The sequence below is a fragment of the Bacteroides stercorirosoris genome (assembly GCF_900142015.1).
In the GTDB taxonomy this organism is placed as follows: Bacteria; Bacteroidota; Bacteroidia; order Bacteroidales; family Bacteroidaceae; genus Bacteroides; species Bacteroides stercorirosoris.
The window spans coordinates 44,020-61,984 of record NZ_FQZN01000018.1; the positions used below are offsets into that span (position 1 = coordinate 44,020).

18 protein-coding genes and 2 pseudogenes are annotated in these 17,965 nt (G+C 43.6%); 16 read left to right on the plus strand and 4 right to left on the minus strand.

The window, feature by feature from the left end:
* The first annotated feature begins 70 nt into the window (after positions 1–70).
* The 4 genes from BUC01_RS14355 (at position 71) to BUC01_RS14365 (ending at position 1,944) form a co-directional block, all read left to right on the plus strand.
* Complete coding sequence (locus BUC01_RS14355; RefSeq protein WP_025832050.1) at positions 71–469, plus strand: DUF6249 domain-containing protein; 399 nt, start codon at positions 71–73, stop codon at positions 467–469.
* A gap of 134 nt (positions 470–603) precedes the next feature.
* Entirely contained in the window at positions 604–777 is a 174-nt protein-coding gene (locus BUC01_RS25520) for a hypothetical protein (RefSeq protein ID WP_175560886.1), read from the plus strand.
* A gap of 49 nt (positions 778–826) precedes the next feature.
* Positions 827–1,078, plus strand: a complete 252-nt coding sequence (locus BUC01_RS14360) for a hypothetical protein (RefSeq protein WP_073314045.1) — start codon at positions 827–829, stop codon at positions 1,076–1,078.
* Entirely contained in the window at positions 1,060–1,944 is an 885-nt protein-coding gene (locus BUC01_RS14365; protein ID WP_025832052.1) for an NAD(P)-dependent oxidoreductase, read from the plus strand. The genes BUC01_RS14360 and BUC01_RS14365 overlap by 19 nt, the downstream gene beginning before the upstream one ends.
* Positions 1,945–1,949: 5 nt before the next feature.
* On the opposite strand, the gene BUC01_RS14370 is transcribed toward BUC01_RS14365, so the two are convergent.
* Positions 1,950–2,741 (minus strand): aspartate dehydrogenase domain-containing protein, encoded by a 792-nt coding sequence (locus BUC01_RS14370; protein WP_025832054.1) that lies wholly within the window; start codon positions 2,739–2,741, stop codon positions 1,950–1,952.
* 123 nt (positions 2,742–2,864) lie between these two features.
* Here BUC01_RS14370 and BUC01_RS14375 point away from each other — a divergent pair, with 123 nt between their 5' ends.
* Both BUC01_RS14375 and BUC01_RS14380 read left to right on the plus strand, forming a co-directional pair.
* The gene (locus tag BUC01_RS14375; RefSeq protein WP_025832056.1) at positions 2,865–3,266 is read left to right on the plus strand and encodes a BamJ family beta-barrel-assembly machinery protein; all 402 of its coding nucleotides are present in this window, start codon (positions 2,865–2,867) and stop codon (positions 3,264–3,266) included.
* A gap of 10 nt (positions 3,267–3,276) precedes the next feature.
* Positions 3,277–3,849 (plus strand): flavodoxin family protein, encoded by a 573-nt coding sequence (locus BUC01_RS14380; protein ID WP_025832058.1) that lies wholly within the window; start codon positions 3,277–3,279, stop codon positions 3,847–3,849.
* Between the two features lie 25 nt (positions 3,850–3,874).
* Here the strand turns inward: BUC01_RS14380 and BUC01_RS14385 are convergent, their stop codons facing one another.
* Positions 3,875–5,005, minus strand: coding sequence for a glycerate kinase family protein (locus BUC01_RS14385; protein WP_073314047.1), 1,131 nt, complete (start codon positions 5,003–5,005; stop codon positions 3,875–3,877).
* A gap of 5 nt (positions 5,006–5,010) precedes the next feature.
* The gene (locus BUC01_RS14390) at positions 5,011–5,628 is read right to left on the minus strand and encodes a hypothetical protein (protein WP_025832060.1); all 618 of its coding nucleotides are present in this window, start codon (positions 5,626–5,628) and stop codon (positions 5,011–5,013) included.
* 385 nt (positions 5,629–6,013) lie between these two features.
* On the opposite strand from BUC01_RS14390, the gene BUC01_RS14395 reads away from it, so the two are divergent.
* From BUC01_RS14395 to BUC01_RS14435, 9 genes and pseudogenes are all read left to right on the plus strand, one after another.
* Positions 6,014–7,234, plus strand: a complete 1,221-nt coding sequence (locus BUC01_RS14395) for a site-specific integrase (RefSeq protein ID WP_073314049.1) — start codon at positions 6,014–6,016, stop codon at positions 7,232–7,234.
* Between the two features lie 12 nt (positions 7,235–7,246).
* The gene (locus tag BUC01_RS25525) at positions 7,247–7,423 is read left to right on the plus strand and encodes a hypothetical protein (protein WP_175560887.1); all 177 of its coding nucleotides are present in this window, start codon (positions 7,247–7,249) and stop codon (positions 7,421–7,423) included.
* A 116-nt stretch (positions 7,424–7,539) separates the two neighbouring features.
* Positions 7,540–8,779 (plus strand): annotated as a pseudogene (locus BUC01_RS14400) (primase-helicase family protein).
* A gap of 246 nt (positions 8,780–9,025) precedes the next feature.
* Complete coding sequence (locus BUC01_RS14410; protein ID WP_025832062.1) at positions 9,026–9,997, plus strand: toprim domain-containing protein; 972 nt, start codon at positions 9,026–9,028, stop codon at positions 9,995–9,997.
* 189 nt (positions 9,998–10,186) lie between these two features.
* Positions 10,187–11,493, plus strand: a pseudogene (gene mobV / locus BUC01_RS14415) (MobV family relaxase).
* A gap of 99 nt (positions 11,494–11,592) precedes the next feature.
* Positions 11,593–13,026, plus strand: a complete 1,434-nt coding sequence (locus BUC01_RS14420) for a hypothetical protein (protein WP_025832064.1) — start codon at positions 11,593–11,595, stop codon at positions 13,024–13,026.
* Between the two features lie 416 nt (positions 13,027–13,442).
* Positions 13,443–14,042: a sugar O-acetyltransferase gene (locus BUC01_RS14425; protein ID WP_025832067.1), complete on the plus strand. Its 600-nt coding sequence runs from the start codon at positions 13,443–13,445 to the stop codon at positions 14,040–14,042.
* 5 nt (positions 14,043–14,047) lie between these two features.
* Positions 14,048–14,665 carry an HAD family hydrolase gene (locus tag BUC01_RS14430; RefSeq protein WP_073314080.1) on the plus strand — a complete coding sequence of 206 codons (618 nt, stop codon included), beginning with the start codon at positions 14,048–14,050 and terminating at the stop codon, positions 14,663–14,665.
* Positions 14,666–14,774: 109 nt separating this feature from the next.
* Positions 14,775–15,605 carry a helix-turn-helix domain-containing protein gene (locus BUC01_RS14435; RefSeq protein WP_034524309.1) on the plus strand — a complete coding sequence of 277 codons (831 nt, stop codon included), beginning with the start codon at positions 14,775–14,777 and terminating at the stop codon, positions 15,603–15,605.
* A 4-nt stretch (positions 15,606–15,609) separates the two neighbouring features.
* Here the strand turns inward: BUC01_RS14435 and speD are convergent, their stop codons facing one another.
* On the minus strand, positions 15,610–17,148 hold the full coding sequence (gene speD, locus BUC01_RS14440; RefSeq protein ID WP_025832070.1) for an adenosylmethionine decarboxylase: 1,539 nt from the start codon (positions 17,146–17,148) through the stop codon (positions 15,610–15,612).
* A gap of 204 nt (positions 17,149–17,352) precedes the next feature.
* Between speD and BUC01_RS14445 the strand changes: the two genes are divergently transcribed.
* Positions 17,353–17,958 (plus strand): IMPACT family protein, encoded by a 606-nt coding sequence (locus tag BUC01_RS14445; RefSeq protein WP_025832073.1) that lies wholly within the window; start codon positions 17,353–17,355, stop codon positions 17,956–17,958.
* Positions 17,959–17,965: the final 7 nt, after the last annotated feature.

Below are 17,965 nucleotides of genomic sequence, written 5' to 3' on the forward strand. Positions count from 1 at the left end.
TAACCTCACAAAGAAGCCTGCGTCTAAAGTGTACAAAGGAACAAAAATACTAATTTAAAACGAAACGAATATGATGGATTTTATTATGGTGCCTACGATTATGGCAATCATTACTTTAGGAATTTACAAACTGTTTGAATTGTTTGTATGTAAGAAGGAGCGCCTGATGCTGATTGAGAAGATGGGGGATAAGTATGTCCCGGATGCGGCTTGTATGCCGAAACTTTATGGCAATTTTTCTTTCTCGGCATTGAAATTAGGATGCCTGCTGGTGGGCATGGGATTGGGATTGTTGATAGGTTTTGTAATTTGCACTTCGGCAATTCCCGGATACTTGGATAAGGATGTGGACAACTGGCGTGTTTATCGTGAGACGGTATCTTTGGTTTATGGAGCTTGCGTGCTTTCGTTTGGAGGTATCGGGCTTATCACAGCTTTTATTGCAGAGTTGAAGCTCAGTAAGAAATAATAGCCGGAATTTAGGAATTTTCTTATGATAAAAAAGAGTTGTCAGTCATTGGCAACTCTTTTTTGCGTTAAGAGAGAACCTTAACGATTCTCCGTGTGTTACTATATTAGTAAATAACCTAACCAGATAAGAATATGGATAAAAAAGAAGAAAAAGCTCTCGAAAATAAGAGCAAGATGCAGAAAAGTGTTGAAGAAACATTACCAGGACGACAATTGGGTTTATATTCCAAAGTCGATAAGAAAGAAGTGCGCAATATGGTTTCTGAAATAAATCCGGATAAGAATAGCTTGGGCAGCAGAGGGTAGTTTCGTTTTAATTGACTATCTTTGCCCCGCATTTAAAGTTTATAGAACAATGAAAACGAAGAAACGCAGGGATGTCCTATCGGCATTCAAGGAAGCGAACCGTTCGATAGAGCTGGAACGCAATGGCGGGCGTTGGATTGCAAAAGACCGTCCGCATAAAAACAAGAAGAAGTATTGTCGTAAAGTTAGTAAGAAAGAGTTGTCACGTATCATCGATGGCAGCTCTTTTTGTTTTATATCACTCTTTTTGTTAACTTCGCCGTTTCTAAAATCAAAAAAACTATGTTTCGTAAACTTGTAGCAATAGAACCTGTAAGTCTGATTCCGTCAGCAGAAAAAGAACTGCACTTGTATGCAGATGAAGTTGTGATGTATTCTGATATTCCGGTAGGAGATGAGGAAATTATAGCCCGCATCGGAGATGCCGATGCTGTGCTCCTGAGTTATACTTCCCGGATAAACCGTGCGGTGTTGGAGGAGTGTACGGATATTAAATATATCGGGATGTGCTGTTCGCTGTACTCTCCCGAAAGCGCCAACGTGGATATCCGCTATGCCAATGAACGTGGAATAACCGTAACCGGTATCCGCGATTATGGCGACGAGGGTGTGGTGGAATATGTGGTCAGTGAGTTAGTGCGTTGTCTGCATGGATTTGGTCAGGAACCGTGGGAAGATATGCCGCGCGAGATTACCGGGCTGAAAGTTGGTGTTGTGGGTCTGGGTAAGTCCGGTGGCATGATAGCGGATGCATTGAAGTTTTTCGGTGCGGAGATTGCCTACTTTGCCCGTAGCGAGAAGCAGGAGGCGACAGTTAAAGGATATCGTTTCCTGCCGTTGAACGAACTTCTTGCTCAGAATGAGGTTGTTTTCTGTTGTCTCAATAAGAACACGGTTTTGTTGCATGAGGCGGAGTTCGGACAACTGGGAAACAAGAAGATTCTGTTCAATACCGGATTATCCCCGGCATGGGACGAACCGGCATTTGTCAAGTGGCTGGAAGGTGACAATCTTTGTTTTTGTGATACGGTGGGAGCTTTGGGTGGAGAGCAACTTTTGAGTCATCCCCATGTCCGTTGCATGCAAGTTTCCACTGGCCGCACCCGTCAGGCGTTTGACCGCCTGAGCGAGAAAGTGCTTGCCAATATAAAGGAATATATCCGGTAATCGAATCAGAAGAATACAATCGGTGATGTGATATTGAGCAGGGTGTTCACCACAGACCACCCTGCTATTTCAGCCGTGGCGCTGTACACATCGATTACGGCATGCACCTGCTCATTCTTTATTTCTACTCTTTGCGTATCTCCCACAAATCCGGGGGTGGACTGCATGGACATTTGCATATTTTCGGGCCCGACAGAAGCCAGTGAGGCGGCAACGGCTACATTGACTTTGGTAGGGAACATGGCGATGGCTTCGGTTGCATTGCCTGAGAAGACAACCCGTTGCTCGGTTTGCAGAGCCTCATCATATACGGCAGTTCCTTTCAAGGCATTAGGACCCTTTTCATTAAAAAACTTGGCGGTTGCATTTCCCATCAGAGAGGCTGTGCGCAGCACATCAAATCCGCCGGTAGCTCCGGAGACGATATACACACGTGTGCCATTTGCTTGGGCTGTCTTTATCACTTCCTGATAAAAAGCTGTGTCTGCCAGTGCACCGATAGAAAGGGTGACGATAGAAGTCCCGTTCTTCAATGCAGGCAGGGCAAGTTCTTTCATGGCGGCAGGAGAGGCCGCTTCCACTAAGTAATCGGGTTTCAATGCCAGTAAATCTTCTATGGTTGCGCAAGCCATACATGTTTTTCCATGTTGCTGCATTTTAGCAACGATACGTTCAGCTTTTTCTGCTGTACGAGAGTATACACCCACTAAATCATATTCAGGCAACAAGCCATTGACAGCTGCATCCGAAACTATTCCGGCGAGTCGTCCACATCCGACGATAACTAATTTTTTCATGGGGCAAAGATACGCCTTATTCGTATAAACTCCAAAATGCAGCTATGAGCTTCGTCTATTTTTTGCGGGACGATATAAATGTTGTACTTTTGTGATTGAAAAAGCAATAAGAAGTTTGAGTATATGGGACGAAAAGAAGAATATAAACTGCAAAATGAGCAATACTTGGAAGCGTTGCGTGCAGAAGAAGATATCAAAGAACTACCTTGCGGAATCCTCTACCGTGTATTGGAAAGCGGCAACGGTGATAATACTCCCCGTTTAAATAGCATTGTGACCGTGCACTATAAAGGTACCTTGATAAACGGTCGTGAATTTGACAACTCCTGGAAGCGCAATTGTCCTGAAGCATTTCGTCTGAACCAAGTTATCGAAGGTTGGCAGATAGCCCTGCAACGGATGCATGTAGGTGACCATTGGATAGTCTATATCCCTTACACAATGGGATACGGAACACGTAGCAGCGGTCCTATTCCCGCTTTCTCCACTTTGGTGTTTGAAGTTCAGCTATTAGGAATCGCATAATCATGTCATCATGAAAATTCTGATTATTAACGGAAGTCCCCGCAAGCAAGGCCATATCTCGAAGATGCTTCAACTTATGGAAACAGAAGCAAAAGACAATGGCGACGAAGTAACCGTCGTGAGAGTTGCCGACCTGGCAATCCGTCCTTGCATCGGCTGCATGAGTTGCCGTGAGAAACTGAAATGTTGCCTGCCGGAAGATGATGCACAGCGCATACTGAAACAGATAGAAGAAGCTCATGCCTTGATTATCGGTGCTCCCTGCTATTGGGGGAATTTGCCCGGACAACTGAAAGTAATGTTCGACCGCATCGTTTACGGAATAATGGGAGAGACATCGCGAGGCATTCCTATCGGGCTGCATAAAGGAAAAAAGGCCGTTATCGTCAGTACTTGCACCACCCCGTATCCTTTCAATATCCTTTTTAATCAGTCAAGGGGAGTGGTGAAAGCACTAAAGGAAATTCTGAAATGGAGTGGATTCAAAGTCATCTCTGCCATTGAGAAAGGCGGAACGAAGCAACATCCCGGACTGACGGAACGGGAAGTGAAACGCTGTCGCAAAGTGATACGTAAGCTGTAATCAGGAAATCATTGAAAGATAAATTTTAGAAGGAACGACAAATCTCTACCACCGTTTCTGAGATATTTGCGCGTGCAACTTCCGGTTGCATGGCCTGCTCCAACGTTATGGATGGTGGATTGATAGAATATACTCCCCGAAATCCCGCCCGATGCAGGTCGTCTGCATTTTCTACGCTACCGGCTATCAGTATAACCGGAATTTTCTGTTTGCGAGCTTTGTCAAGTATGCCGGAAGGAACTTTCCCCATTAATGTTTGTTTGTCGGCCTTTCCTTCGCCGGTGATAATCAAATCGGCACCTTTTATTTTATTGCTGAAATCAAGAGTCTCCAGCATCAACTGTATTCCCGGTTTCAATTCTGCATTCAGAAAAGCCAGTAAACTGCCCCCCATACCACCGGCGGCACCTGCTCCGGGATGATTGGAAATGTCTTTCCCCGTTTTGTGGAAGATGACTTCTGCAAAGTTTTTCATGCCTGCATCCAGCGCCTCTACCATTTTTCGGTCTGCTCCCTTCTGGGGGGCAAAGATATATGCGGCACCTTCCGGGCCATGAAATGGATTTTGTACGTCGCAGGCAACGGTAAAGTGGGATGTACGTAAACCGGGATGTACGAAGCTCGTATCAATGGAAGCAACTTCCATTAAAACTCCTCCGCATCCGGTTCTTAACACCTTCCCTTCTTTATCCAGAAACCGGAAGCCTAACGCCTGCAACATTCCCAGTCCTGCATCATTTGTTGCGCTGCCTCCAATGCCGATGATGAAGTTGCGGCAACCACGTTCCAGCGCATCACGAATCAGTTCTCCTGTTCCGTAAGAGGTTGTCAACATCGGGTTTCTTTTTTCCGGTGGAACCAGGGGCAGTCCGCTGATGCCCGCCATTTCTATACAGACTGTTCTCCCGTTTTTCAAAATGCCGTAGCATGCAGTGTGCCATTCCATAAGAGGATTATGGGCGGAAATATGTATTCTCTGCCCATCGGTTGCCTCAATCAGCACTTCTAACATTCCCTCGCCGCCATCGGCTATGGGCAGACAAAGAATTTCACATTCCGGATATATGGAACGGATACCCTCGGCAGCCGCTTTTCCTGCTTCTGCCGAAGATAAACATCCTTTGAAGGAGTCGATGGCGATGACTGCTTTCTTCATGTATTTCAGATTTCTTCTATGTCCTCTATATCTTCCAGTTGGCTTTCGGCTTTTGTTCCCGCTTTTGCCAGCTTCTTGGTGTTGTTGGCGATGACGGCCAGAGCACGGTATAATTCGGCAAGCAGGCGTGCGAACACCACAATCAAGAAACCGTATATAGGCATCAGGAAGAACATTCCGGAAGGTATCGGCAGCATGTGCCCGATTCCGTCGGCAGCGAAAATAGCAACAATCACCGAACACAGTGTACCGATGACACCGATATAAAGTCCGAGCCATTCACCCATCGTCTGCGTCAGGTGTGACACAACGGGAATGGCTACGAATTCATTCTCTTCACGGATAGCTTCTTTCAGCTTGTTTTTCCGGTTCATCCAAAGCAGATAACTGCCCCATGCTCCTGCACATAAGATGATAAATAGCAGAATGAAAGCAAGGATTAATTTTCCTTCGGCATATTTGAAGAAGTCCATCTCGATGACTTTTGCCAGTATAAAGATAGGAAACAGCAAGTTCAATACGGCAAAGATGACATAAAGCCAACGGAAAGGTTCACGGAAGAAACGACCGTTGTCGATGTAGCCTAGCAGAGGGTCGAGAAAGGTAAACAGCTTGTTGTTCATAGTGATAAATGTTACTTATGGGAGGACCTTGCATTCTAAGATTATAAGTATGAGGCCCTGATACATACTTATAATCAGAAGTTCTTCTATGGAATGCGGTTCTACTTTTGACAAACTTACGAAAAATCTATGGAATAACCTCGAAAAACGGGAGAAATGACGCTAAACGACTTAACATCAGAGTCGTTACGCTGTCAAATGATGACAAGCCGAAAAAACGGAAAACGCAATTAAAAGCGGATTTAAGAAGAAGAATGGTTTGCAAATCATTACCCGTGAAAGAGTAAGATTTAACACATGAGAGATGCTATTGCACCGTTTGTCACTGATTTGCGTATCAAGGTCTAATTCGTTGATATTTAACTTTGCAAACAAAAAAGCGAGTATGGCAAGAAGTACATTCAAAGTGCTGTTCTATGTGAACGGCAGCAAGGAGAAAGACGGTATTGTCCCCATCATGGGACGAGTGACAATCAACGGAACTGTGGCGCAGTTCAGTTGCAAGCAGAGCATCCCGAAGACCCTTTGGGATGCGAAAGGCAACCGAGCCAAAGGCAAGAGTGCCGAAGCACGGAACATCAATCAGACTTTGGATAACATCAAGGCGCAAATCATCAAACATTATCAGCGCATATCCGACCGTGAGACGTTCGTGACGGCAGAAATGGTGCGCAATGCCTATCAAGGGATAGGAAGCGAGTATGAGACACTGATAAAGGCTTTCGACAAGGATTGCGCCAACTTCCTGAAACGTGTGGGGAAAGACCGCAGCATTGGCACATACAAAGTCATGGTAAGAGCAAGGAACTATGTCGCAGCCTTTATCAAGTCGTTCTACAAACGGACGGACATGTCCATGTTGGAGCTTACGCCCGACTTCATCAAGGAGTTTGCTGCTTATCTTACAGCTGAACGGGGTCTGAAAAACGCCACCATATGGCTGAACTGCATGTGGCTGAAAGGCGTAGTTATGCGTGCGCACTATAACGGACTGATACCGAGGAATCCGTTTGCGCAGTTCCATATCAGCCCGAATGTTAAGGAACGGGAATATCTGACAGAGGACGAAATCAAAAGAATCATGGCGCACGAGTTTGACAACCACACCCTCGCATTGGTGCGAGACCTGTTTATTTTCGCCTGTTTCACCGCCTTGTCTTTCGTGGATATGAAAGAACTCACAACGGACGAAATAGTGGAAGTGAACGGTGAGAAATGGATATTGTCGAAACGGTACAAGACGAATGTCCCGTTCCAAGTGAAGCTGCTTGATATTCCCTTGCAGATAATTGAACGGTACAGACACCTGTCGGAAGACAAGCTGGTTTTCGGAAAAATCAACTATTGGACGATGTGCAAACAGCTGAAAAAGGTAATGGCGGAATGCGGAATAGAGAAGCAAATCTCCTATCATTGCGCAAGGCATACATTTGGAACGCTGGCTCTTAGTAAGGGGATGCCCATTGAAAGCGTGAGCCGTGTTCTGGGACACACGAACATTGTCACGACTCAAATCTATGCGAAGATAACCACGCAGAAACTTGACAATGACCTGACGATGTTCGGCAACAAGCTGAACGCATCATTTGGAAGTGTAACCCCATAACCAAGCGGAGCCATGAAACGAAGCATCATCACAACGGACGGTAACGGCAACATTATCATGCCGACCGATATTAGTGCAACCGCCATGAGCGAATGGGAACTTTGTGAACTGTTCGGAGTAACCGCTCCGACATTCGCTTTTCGGGAGTTTTTCCATTTGTACAACCCACCTCCTGCCCCAAACCATTGAAAGTTTTTGTTTCGGGGGCTATTTGTCACCATTCTGCTGTATTTTGCATAACAACCTGTCCAATAATTGATTATATTTTTGCGGCTGGTGATTTTCAAACTTAAAACCATTTGATTATGTCAGCTATCGAACAACAGGGCAGCCACAGACCGCCATCGGATGGCGGCATGGCAAAGGAAGAATTTATCCGTGTCGGGACAACGCTCTACAAGATTGTGGAGCAACCGAGACTGAACGGAGGGTATGTGAAGAAACGCATCGCATGGAACAACGAGACCCTGCGCCAAGACTACGGCAAGGATTACATCGGCAGCGTTCCCAAGTATGACGGCTTCTGCACCGTACCCGAACACATCGGCTACCGTTCCGTGGTCGGCAAGTTCCTTAACCTCTACGAACCGATATACCACCGACCGCAGGAGGGCGATTTATCGCATATCCAATCTTTGGTACGGCACATCTTCGGGGAACAATACGAGTTGGGGATGGACTATCTGCAACTGCTCTACCTGCAACCGATTCAGAAGTTGCCTATCCTGCTGTTAGTGTCGGAAGAACGCAACACGGGCAAAAGCACCTTCCTGAACTTTCTGAAGGCCCTTTTCCAGAACAACGTGACTTTCAATACCAACGAGGATTTCCGCAGCCAGTTCAATTCCGACTGGGCAGGCAAGCTCCTTATCGTGATGGATGAGGTGTTGCTCAACCGCAGGGAGGACAGCGAACGGTTGAAGAATCTTAGCACTACATTATCCTACAAGGTGGAAGGCAAAGACCGTGACGAGATTGCGTTCTTCGCCAAATTCGTGTTGTGCTCCAACAACGAGCATCTACCCGTAATCATAGACGCAGGGGAAACACGCTATTGGGTGCGCAAGATAGACCGCTTGCAGTCCGATAATACCGACTTCCTGCAAAAGCTGAAAGCGGAGATACCCGCCTTTCTCCATTTCCTGCAACACAGAAAACTGTCCACTGAAAAGGAAAGCCGGATGTGGTTCAACCCCACATTGCTGCATACAGAAGCCTTGCAGAAGATTATCCGCAGCAACCGCAATCGGCTGGAGATAGAGATGTCGGAACTGCTGCTCGACATTATGGTTGCAATGGATGTGGATAGCGTTTCATTCTGCCTTAACGACCTTGTCGTACTGCTGATGCACTCGCAGGTAAAGGCAGAAAAACATCAAGTGCGTAAGGTGGTGCAGGAGTGCTGGAAACTGATACCTGCACCAAACGGGCTTACCTACACCACCTATCAGGGCAATTACAACAGAAGTTGTCACTATGAGCCAGCCGATAAGGAGGGTGGGACGCTTCTACACTGTCACACGGGAACAACTTGAATCCTTGTAACACTTTTTTCTGTTGAATTGTTGAATATGGGTATAAATGCAATGACAATAAACGATATACATTCTCAACAAAATCTCAACAAGCCAAAAGAGAAGTTGAGAGACCACCGACACCCGTTTTGGATTTCTCTTTTGGCGAGTGGTTTGTTGAGAAGATGTTGAGAGTTTATAGGTCTGTATATAAACATATTACATCAACAGTTCATCAAATCAACAAATTTTCATCAACTTCAAAACCGCATGTAATATGACAATCCAAGATGTAAAGCAAATCAAACTGACAGACTATCTGCAAAGTCTGGGCTATACGCCTGTAAAACAACAAGGCAAGAACCTGTGGTATAATTCACCGCTACGGGAAGAAACGGACGCATCGTTCAAGGTAAACACCGAGCTTGAAAAATGGTACGACTTCGGCATCGGCAAAGGCGGAAACATCATCGCATTGGCAGCGGAACTCTACCGCTCGGAAGATGTAGTCTATCTGTTGAAACGCATAGAGGAGCGGACACCCTACATCCGTCCTGCATCGTTCTCTTTTGGCAGGCAGCATTCCGACAATCGGACTTATCAGGGGTTAAGGGTTGGTGAGTTGTCCTCTGCTGCTCTCATCGCCTATCTGCAAGAAAGGGGGATAAATATCGGACTTGCCAAAAGAGAATGCAGGGAACTTCGGTTTATGAATGCCGACAAGTCCTATTTCGCCATCGGCTTTCCGAACATGGCAGGAGGATATGAAGTGCGCAACAGATACTTCAAGGGATGTGTAGCCCCGAAGGATATCTCCCATATCCGACAGAAAGGTGAACAACGACGTATGTGTTATCTGTTTGAGGGGTTCATGGATTACCTTTCATTCCTTACCATCCGAGTGGGGAACAATCCGCAATACCCACGATTGGACACGCAGGACTATGTCATACTGAACTCCGTTTCCAATCTTGCGAAAGCGGAAAGCATATTGGAGACCTACACCCAAATCGGCTGTTTCCTTGACAACGACACGGCAGGACGGAACACCTGCAAGAAGCTGAAAGAGAAGTTCGGGGAACGGCTGCTTGACAAGTCGCTGTACTATCGTGGGTATAAGGACTTGAACGACTACCTGTGCGGTAAGCCCTTGTCACAATCGGCAGAGCCGATAAAGGAGAAAAAGCAAGTCCAATCCGCAAGGCGGGTGATGCAGCCATCGAAAAAGAAAAGGGGATTTCATCTGTAATATGCACGTTCGCTTTCCCAAAGGTATTTAGACAAAAATACCATAATTTATAGGGCGTTTTCTTCACGCATTACTCCGTAACGCTAAAAACACCCTATCGAGCCAAAGGGAAATCCCTTTGGAAACCCTGTGAACCAATGCCACAGGCAGAGAGAAGAAGCATAACAATAACCGCAAAATAGCAATAATATGGGATATTTTTCATTAGACATAAAGAAAGCAAAGGGTACATCGGACACCACGCAGTCCGACCATATAGAAAGAAAGATAATACCTAAAAACGCAGACCCGACAAGAACACATCTGAACAGGATGCTTGTCGAATACCCCGATGGCGTTCACGGCAGGGATGAAGCGATTGCCCATAGGCTGAACACGGCAGGCATCAAACGGAAAATCACACACGACCAAGTCCGTGTTGTCCGGATGGTATTGTCGGGTACGCACGAGGACATGATGAACATACAGGAAAAAGGAAAGCTCGATGAATGGTGCAGCGACAGCATCCAATGGCTACAAGCCACATTCGGCAAAGACAATGTGGTTGCCGCACATTTGCACATGGACGAGAAGACTCCGCACATCCACGCAGCCGTTGTTCCTATCGTGACGGGTGAAAGGCGCAAAGCCAAGAAAGAACAGACGGACGGTAAGCGCAAGTACCGCAAGAAAACAAATTCCGTCCTTTTGTGTGCTGATGACCTGTTCAACCGACAGACCCTGATTGCCTACCACGACAATTACGCAAGGGTGATGGCGAAATACGGATTGCAACGTGGGGTACGGGGCTCGGAAGCACGGCACACTACCACCATGCAGTATTATCGGGACTTGAAAAAGAAGAATGAAACCCTTGAAACCGAAACCAGACTGTTGCAGGAGAAAAAAGCCGAAGCGCAGGAGGAACTGAACAGGTAAAAGCAGAAATCCGCACCGACAAGCTCAAAAGCGCAGCCACCGATACGGCAACCGCCCTTGCGAGCAGTGTGGGTTCTCTTTTCGGAAGTGGACAAATGAAATCGTTGGAACGCAGGAACGAGGACTTGCAAGACCGCATACTTGAACTTGAAGACGGAGCCCGACAACGGGAACGGCAACAAGCCGAACAGATACAGGAGATAAGAAACGCTTACGAACAACAGCACCGCAAGCTGTCGGAGTTTACGGATTTTGTCAGACGCTACTTTCCGTATGTGGAGAAGCTGATGCCGACTATCAAGTTCCTGCGTGATACGCTGAACTTTGGCGATGCCATTATTCGAAAGTTATGTATGTTCAAGGATGTTTCCATCAAAGGCGAACTCTATTCTTGCGAGTTCAACCAGCATTTTAAGGCTGACAAAACGGTATGCTCACTTAAACAGGACACAGAGGGAAAATACAATCTCTACATAGATGGCGTTTCACATGTCAGTTGGTTCAGACGAAAGAAAGAGGAGTTTATGGAGAAGTTGGGAGCACAAGCAAGAAAGCAAAACAGAGGTATTAAGCTGTAAATCATAAAAAAAGTCCGTGATAGTAGAATATTACATCACGGATTTTTTTGTACTTTTGTGTTGCTTATAACATCATCGGTAATATAATTTGCAATACATATGGAAAAAATAAATGAAACTCACATCTTAGTTTTGAAAGAACATAATGGTATTTTTCAAGTTGCTTCAATACCAATAGACGATAGTTTTTTTATAATTAACGAAATAAAAGCTTCGGTAGATAATCCCAATAAAACATTGCTGGATGTGCAGTCTGAATTTCTCAATAACTTTCAAAGCATAAATAATGCTTATGGATATCTTTATCCGTATGCATATAGCTCTTCTTATGTGTCGGGAGCAATAAAACCGAAAAAATATACATATGCTGAGTATAAAACAGAGTTAGATAATAGAGTGAAAAACAAAGTTATAGGTGAGAATATAAATATAGATAAAATTATAGAGGATGAAAATAGAATCCTCAAACAGAGTTATGCTTCATTGTGTACTCGTTACATTAAACAACAGATGTTATATAAGGCATTCCAAAACGCAGCAAATGATTCCTCCTGTAAGATGTACTCTCGCGAGTTAATAGGATGGAGCAGTTTTGATTATGCAATAACTGATGATATAAAAGTTTGTATTTATACTAACTTAGGATTTGGATATGCAAGTTATTTTACTTTATCCATATCTTATAAAGATATTATAATAGCACCATTTTCACATATAGCAAAGTATTATAATGCTTGTATGACAGATATTATTCGTTGTACTAGAGATTATTATGTAGAAAAAGACAACTGGTATCCAATGTTTGAGCTTGTTAAGGATTTTGTAAATCATTCTTTAGAAGACCCCAAATCCTTTGTTGAAAGCTATATTATGAATGAAATAGACGAAATGATAAGATGTCTTAGAAATATCATGGCTAATCCATTTGCTATTATCAATATGTTCAAAAATCAGAACAATAACTTAGATTATCATCGTCTTAGATTTATCAATCCTATGTCTAATGATGAAAAACAACTATATAGTGTATATCCTATAGAAATGCCAACAATTTTTAAGAGTGAAAAATTGTCACAGGCGGTGAATACTTTAAAGCGTCTTGAAGAATTGCAAAAAATTCATTCTCAAATAAACGTATATATTGAAGAAATATTAAATATGATTATTGAGCTAAGCCCAGAAATAGATAAAACAATTAAATCTATTCAAGTAGATATTGAAAGATTGGTGGTTCAAAAGAAGCCTAAGGAAGAACTTGCAGAATCCTTGCAAACTCAAATAGACGGGTTCGTTTCAGAACTAAATAACGAATTAGAAAAACTGCCCAAAGACGCTGATTGGAAAAGAAAGGAAGATGTGCGTAAACAATTTGAAGAAAGGCATCCTATATACATAGATACTAAAAACAGATTGCAAGAAGTAAAAGATGAAATTTATGAAATAAACAAAAAAATATATTCAAGAAAGTCTCTTGTAGAGAGATTGTTTAATAGCAATAATAATTTAGCACCTTATATGGCTAGTGCCGTTTAATCACTTTCAAAGTCAAAAAAATTACTAATTCTGCGGAGTTAACCTGCGGGGATGTAAATACTAAAAAAAAGTAATTCTTTGGTGTTTGCGTCCCAATTCACTATTTTTGTACACCAATCGAGTTATTTGAAACGCAATTTAAGGCAGAACGCAGCAAATAGTACAGTTGCCAAGTCGTTACCTCAAAAACGGGTAATTCTCCCAAAGTCCTTTGTATAAGGTACTAACGAAAGTTTTCCAAAATTACTGAAAAACTTCTAAAGTCTGTCCATTTCGTCTGAAAAAGAGAGAGGATCAGAAACCATTTTCTCATAACGATAAGAATACGTATCTTTGCAGCATGAGTGAAGATACCTACAAAACCATCATTTATCCGCAACAATCCTCCCGATACCGAAAAATAAAAGAAATGAAGTATGAAAACTGAATATCAAAAATGTATGGATGGTGAACCTTTTGACGGTTCATCTCCGGAATTGGTTGAACTGACATTACAGACCAAAAGACTGCTTCGCCAACTAAGAGAAACTGACTATGCCGACGATGAAGCTAAAAAGGCTATTTATAAGCTGCTGTTCGGAAGCATAGGTAATCAAGTTTCGATTGATATTGACTTTCGATGTGAATATGGAAAGAATATCCACATCGGCAATCAGGTTATTATCAATATGAACTGCACATTCTTGGATAACGGAGCCATAAATATAGGCGACAATGTGATGATTGCTCCGGATGTGAAAATCTACACGGCGACTCATTCTGTGGTCTTTTCGGAACGTATGCCTGTCCGCTCCAATCCGAAGGCGTCGGTTTGCGACACCATTGCCTGTCCGGTCACTATTGAAAGCGGAGTATGGATTGGCGGAGGGGCTGTCATTCTTCCGGGTGTGACTGTCGGAAGAAATTCTGTCATTGGGGCAGGAAGCGTTGTCACCAAGTCAATACCTGCGAACAGTATTGCTGTTGGTAATCCGTGTCGTGTCATAAAAAGTATTGATAATGAAAAAACGTTGTGATGCCGATGATAAAGAATCTTGTTTTCGACTTCGGGAAAGTCCTTGTAAACCATGACTTACACGCTGTTCTTGAACGTTATTTCAAGGGAGATAAAGAGACAGAGGAATGTTTTTGCACTATTTTGGCCTCACCCGCATTTACCCAAGCCTGCGACCTCGGTCTTGTTCCATTTGGTGAATTGATAAGGAAAGCACAGTTCGAACATCCTCAGTTTGCTGGCGCTTTCCGGTTCTTTTATGAAAATTATCTGGATGAGGTGACGGGAGAAATAGAAGGAATGCGGGAAGTGTTGGTCTGCTACAAATCGAAAGGTTTCAAACTCTACGGACTGAGCAATTGGAGTGATGTGATTTATGAAGTGATGCGTCAATATGAAATTTTTAATTTGTTGGATGGACGGGTCATATCGTGCGAGGAGCATATTGTCAAGCCCGAAAAGGAAATCTATCTGCGTTTGTGCGAACGTTATGGCCTTGAACCCTCAGAGTGTCTGTTCACTGATGACAGAATGGAAAATGTAGAGGGTGCGAAGGCTGCCGGAATGGAAGCTGTCCTTTTCACTACTGTGGCAGACTATGCAAAAGATTTGGAAAAACTTCTAAAGGCCCTGCAGCATTTGTAGCGCTTCCACCAATGCTGATGATGGCTTTTGAGGTGAGAAAGATGCAATGTAAAAGCAAGCCATATAACATAAAATTCTTAATTTTGTATCAGGATTAATATTGTTTTATATGCAAAACTTAGCTTCTATACAGAAAGAAAACTGTAGAACGGGTATAACGAACCTACAGGATTTATCACCGTTTATTCCGGACGGGTGCACGTTGCTCCTTTGTACGGAAGGCAAAGCGGTTATTTCCACAAATACGCGGAAAAGGACGTTCTGCAAAGGCGATTTGCTACTATTGTTCTCTGATATATTGTTTACTCCGTTAAAGGTTTCCGCTACCTTTTCTGCGGAATATATTTATTTGTCACAGGTTCTGATGGAAGAAATTTTTTATAAAATGACCTCAGCCGAATTTTGGGCATGCGTGTACAACTATCCTGTTTGCCATTTGTTGGCAGAACAATATAGCATTGTGCAAGGTCTGTTTATGCAGATGCAATGGGCGCTGAAGAACTGTAATGATACTTGTCAGAAAACAATCTTGCAAAACTGTGCATATAATTTATTTCTTGGCATAGATACCGAATACAAGTCGGCATTGCCCTCGTTGATGCAGAATATTAGGAAAGACAGGGCTTGGATGCTATTCGGCAAGTTCATGTCGTTTCTTATTAAACATGGTTGTGAAAGAAGGGACGTGAAATTCTATGCAGACAGACTTTGTATCACTACAGACTATCTTTATAAAGTATGCAATAAGGTGGAGCAACGGACTCCCAAAGAGATTATTGACACATTTATCATCACGGAAATCAAAAGATACCTGAACAATACCAATCTGTCCATCGCTGATTTGGCTGTCTGCTTTCACTTTGAAGATTCGTCCTATTTATGCCGCTTCTTTCGCCGTATGACAGGATATTCCATTTCCGGATATCGTAACCGGACTTGACGATTTATGTACTTTTCGAGCCTCTCATCAAGTCACTGTACTCTACATTGCCACATTCCAGCTGTTTTTGCAAATAATCGAAAGCCGTCCACGGATTGACATTTGTTCCGCAAGTAAACAAGTCAACAGCGGCATAACGGCATTCCGGCCATGTATGTATGGTCAGATGAGATTCTTGGATGACGACAACACCACTCACTCCTATAGGATCGTACTTGTGGAAACTTTCTTGCACAATTGTTGCCCCGGCTTTTACTGCTGCTTCATGCATGCAGACTTGTATCTGTTCCACATCATCAAGTTTGTCGCCGCCACAATCATAGAAGTCTGCAAGAATGTGATGTCCTAAAGGAAGATGTTGCCGGATAATCGCATTTTTCTTTTTATGCTGGCGGTAGAAGATTCGGCATCCGCAAGCCGGGCAGCCATGCTCTTTCAATGTTTTAATTGTCAGGAAATCGCTATCATTGCCTACTGTATATGATTGTCCGCATTGTTTGCAACGATAGAGGTTTTGTTTCGGATGCCTGTCTGCCGTATAAATATCGCTGCGGCTTTTCTTCTCAGCCGGAAATAAAGCCCTGGTACGGTCTGTCGTTTCCAATACAAAGAGTTGTCCTTTGTTTCCTAATAGTGATGCTCCTTCATATTCATTGAACTGCGCAAGAATATCCTTGATGGACAAACCGTGGAGTTGAAAGCATTTTTGCAATAAATAACTTTCGTCTGTAGGCCTGTTTCCAAATGAAAAGAAAATCTTCAATCCACGTTCTTCTTTCAATGTGCTGATGGCGCGGGACAAAAACAGCGAAGCTCCTTCTTGTGTATAAGGCGGGTCTGTGAACAAGCAATCAAAACGTCCTGATAAATGCACAGGGAAAGGTAAACGCAAGTCTATTTGTTCACAATTTATGGGCAAAGCACATTGTTTCGCTTGTTGTTGCAAATACTCAATATAGCGTTTGTCCACATCAAGCACAAGGATATCCGTCGGATAGGTATCTCTGGCAGGGAAAAGCTCTTTCAATAAAAAACCGATAGCAAGGCAGACGAAATCATCGTCACCAAGGCAAAGTATATGTTTGCCGATCAGTGTACCGTAAGTCAGACAAAGTAAGGCACGGCGGAATGCTGTCTGAACTGTACATTGGGCTTGATCAAGGGTTACATCTACCGATGGACGGCTGTTGAATGCTGTCCGGTATTTTTCGCTCAGCCAATTCACATACCTTTCTTTTGCTTCTTCACTTTTCATCAATTGATGATATAGGCAACGGTTGATACCTTCATATCCAAGTATCTGTTCAACGTATTTCCGTCCTGCAATAGTCAATTCCATTCCACCTTTGCATTGTTCCCATACACCCAACCTGATACCCTCTTTTTTCAGGGCTGTTACCAATGGTATGGGTAGCGTTGTTCTTTGAGATAGTGTTTTATTCGAGAGTGGAGCATCAAAGTAAAGCTCCTGAAAAACTTTTTCAATAATTCCTCGTCCTTCTTTGATTGAACTACCTCTATGTATATCTTCTATATAATCCATTGTTCTTATAATGTATTGATTTTCAAAATGCAAAGATAGGTTGTATTTATTCCTTCTCTAATACCCGATTTCGGCAGTTTTGGGTACTTTTCAATACTTATTTGGGCATTTAAGTCCAATCAAAGCATTTTTAATAGGTTATTTTAAAGTAAAAAGAAGAAAATTGCCGATTGCAGGGCTATAAAGAATTGTTATCTTTGCACCATGAGTGAAGATACCTACAAAACCATAAACGCCCCTGCCGAAGGGATTTATACCGAGAAGCGTAGCAAATTCATTGCTATCGCCTTGCCTGTGCGTACTGTCGATGAGGTAAAATCGCATCTGGAAACTTATCAGAAGAAATATTACGATGCCCGCCACGTCTGCTACGCCTATATGTTGGGAGCCGAGCGCAAGGATTTCCGTGCCAATGATAACGGAGAGCCTTCCGGTACGGCAGGAAAACCTATCCTGGGACAGATTAACTCCAATGAACTGACCGATATACTGATTATCGTGGTCCGCTACTTCGGTGGCATCAAGTTGGGGACGAGCGGACTGATTGTAGCTTATAAAGCTGCTGCTGCCGAAGCGATAGCTGCTGCCGAGATTATAGAAAAGACGGTGGATGAGACGGTGGCTTTCCTGTTTGAATACCCTTTTATGAATGACGTGATGCGCATTGTCAAGGAGGAGGAGCCGGAGATACTGGAACAGTCGTACGATATGGATTGCCGCATGACGCTCCGCATCCGTAAGTCGATGATGCCGAAGCTGAAGGCACGCCTGGAAAAAGTCGAGACATTGCGCTTTGAAGAGGATGCGTAATGTCTCA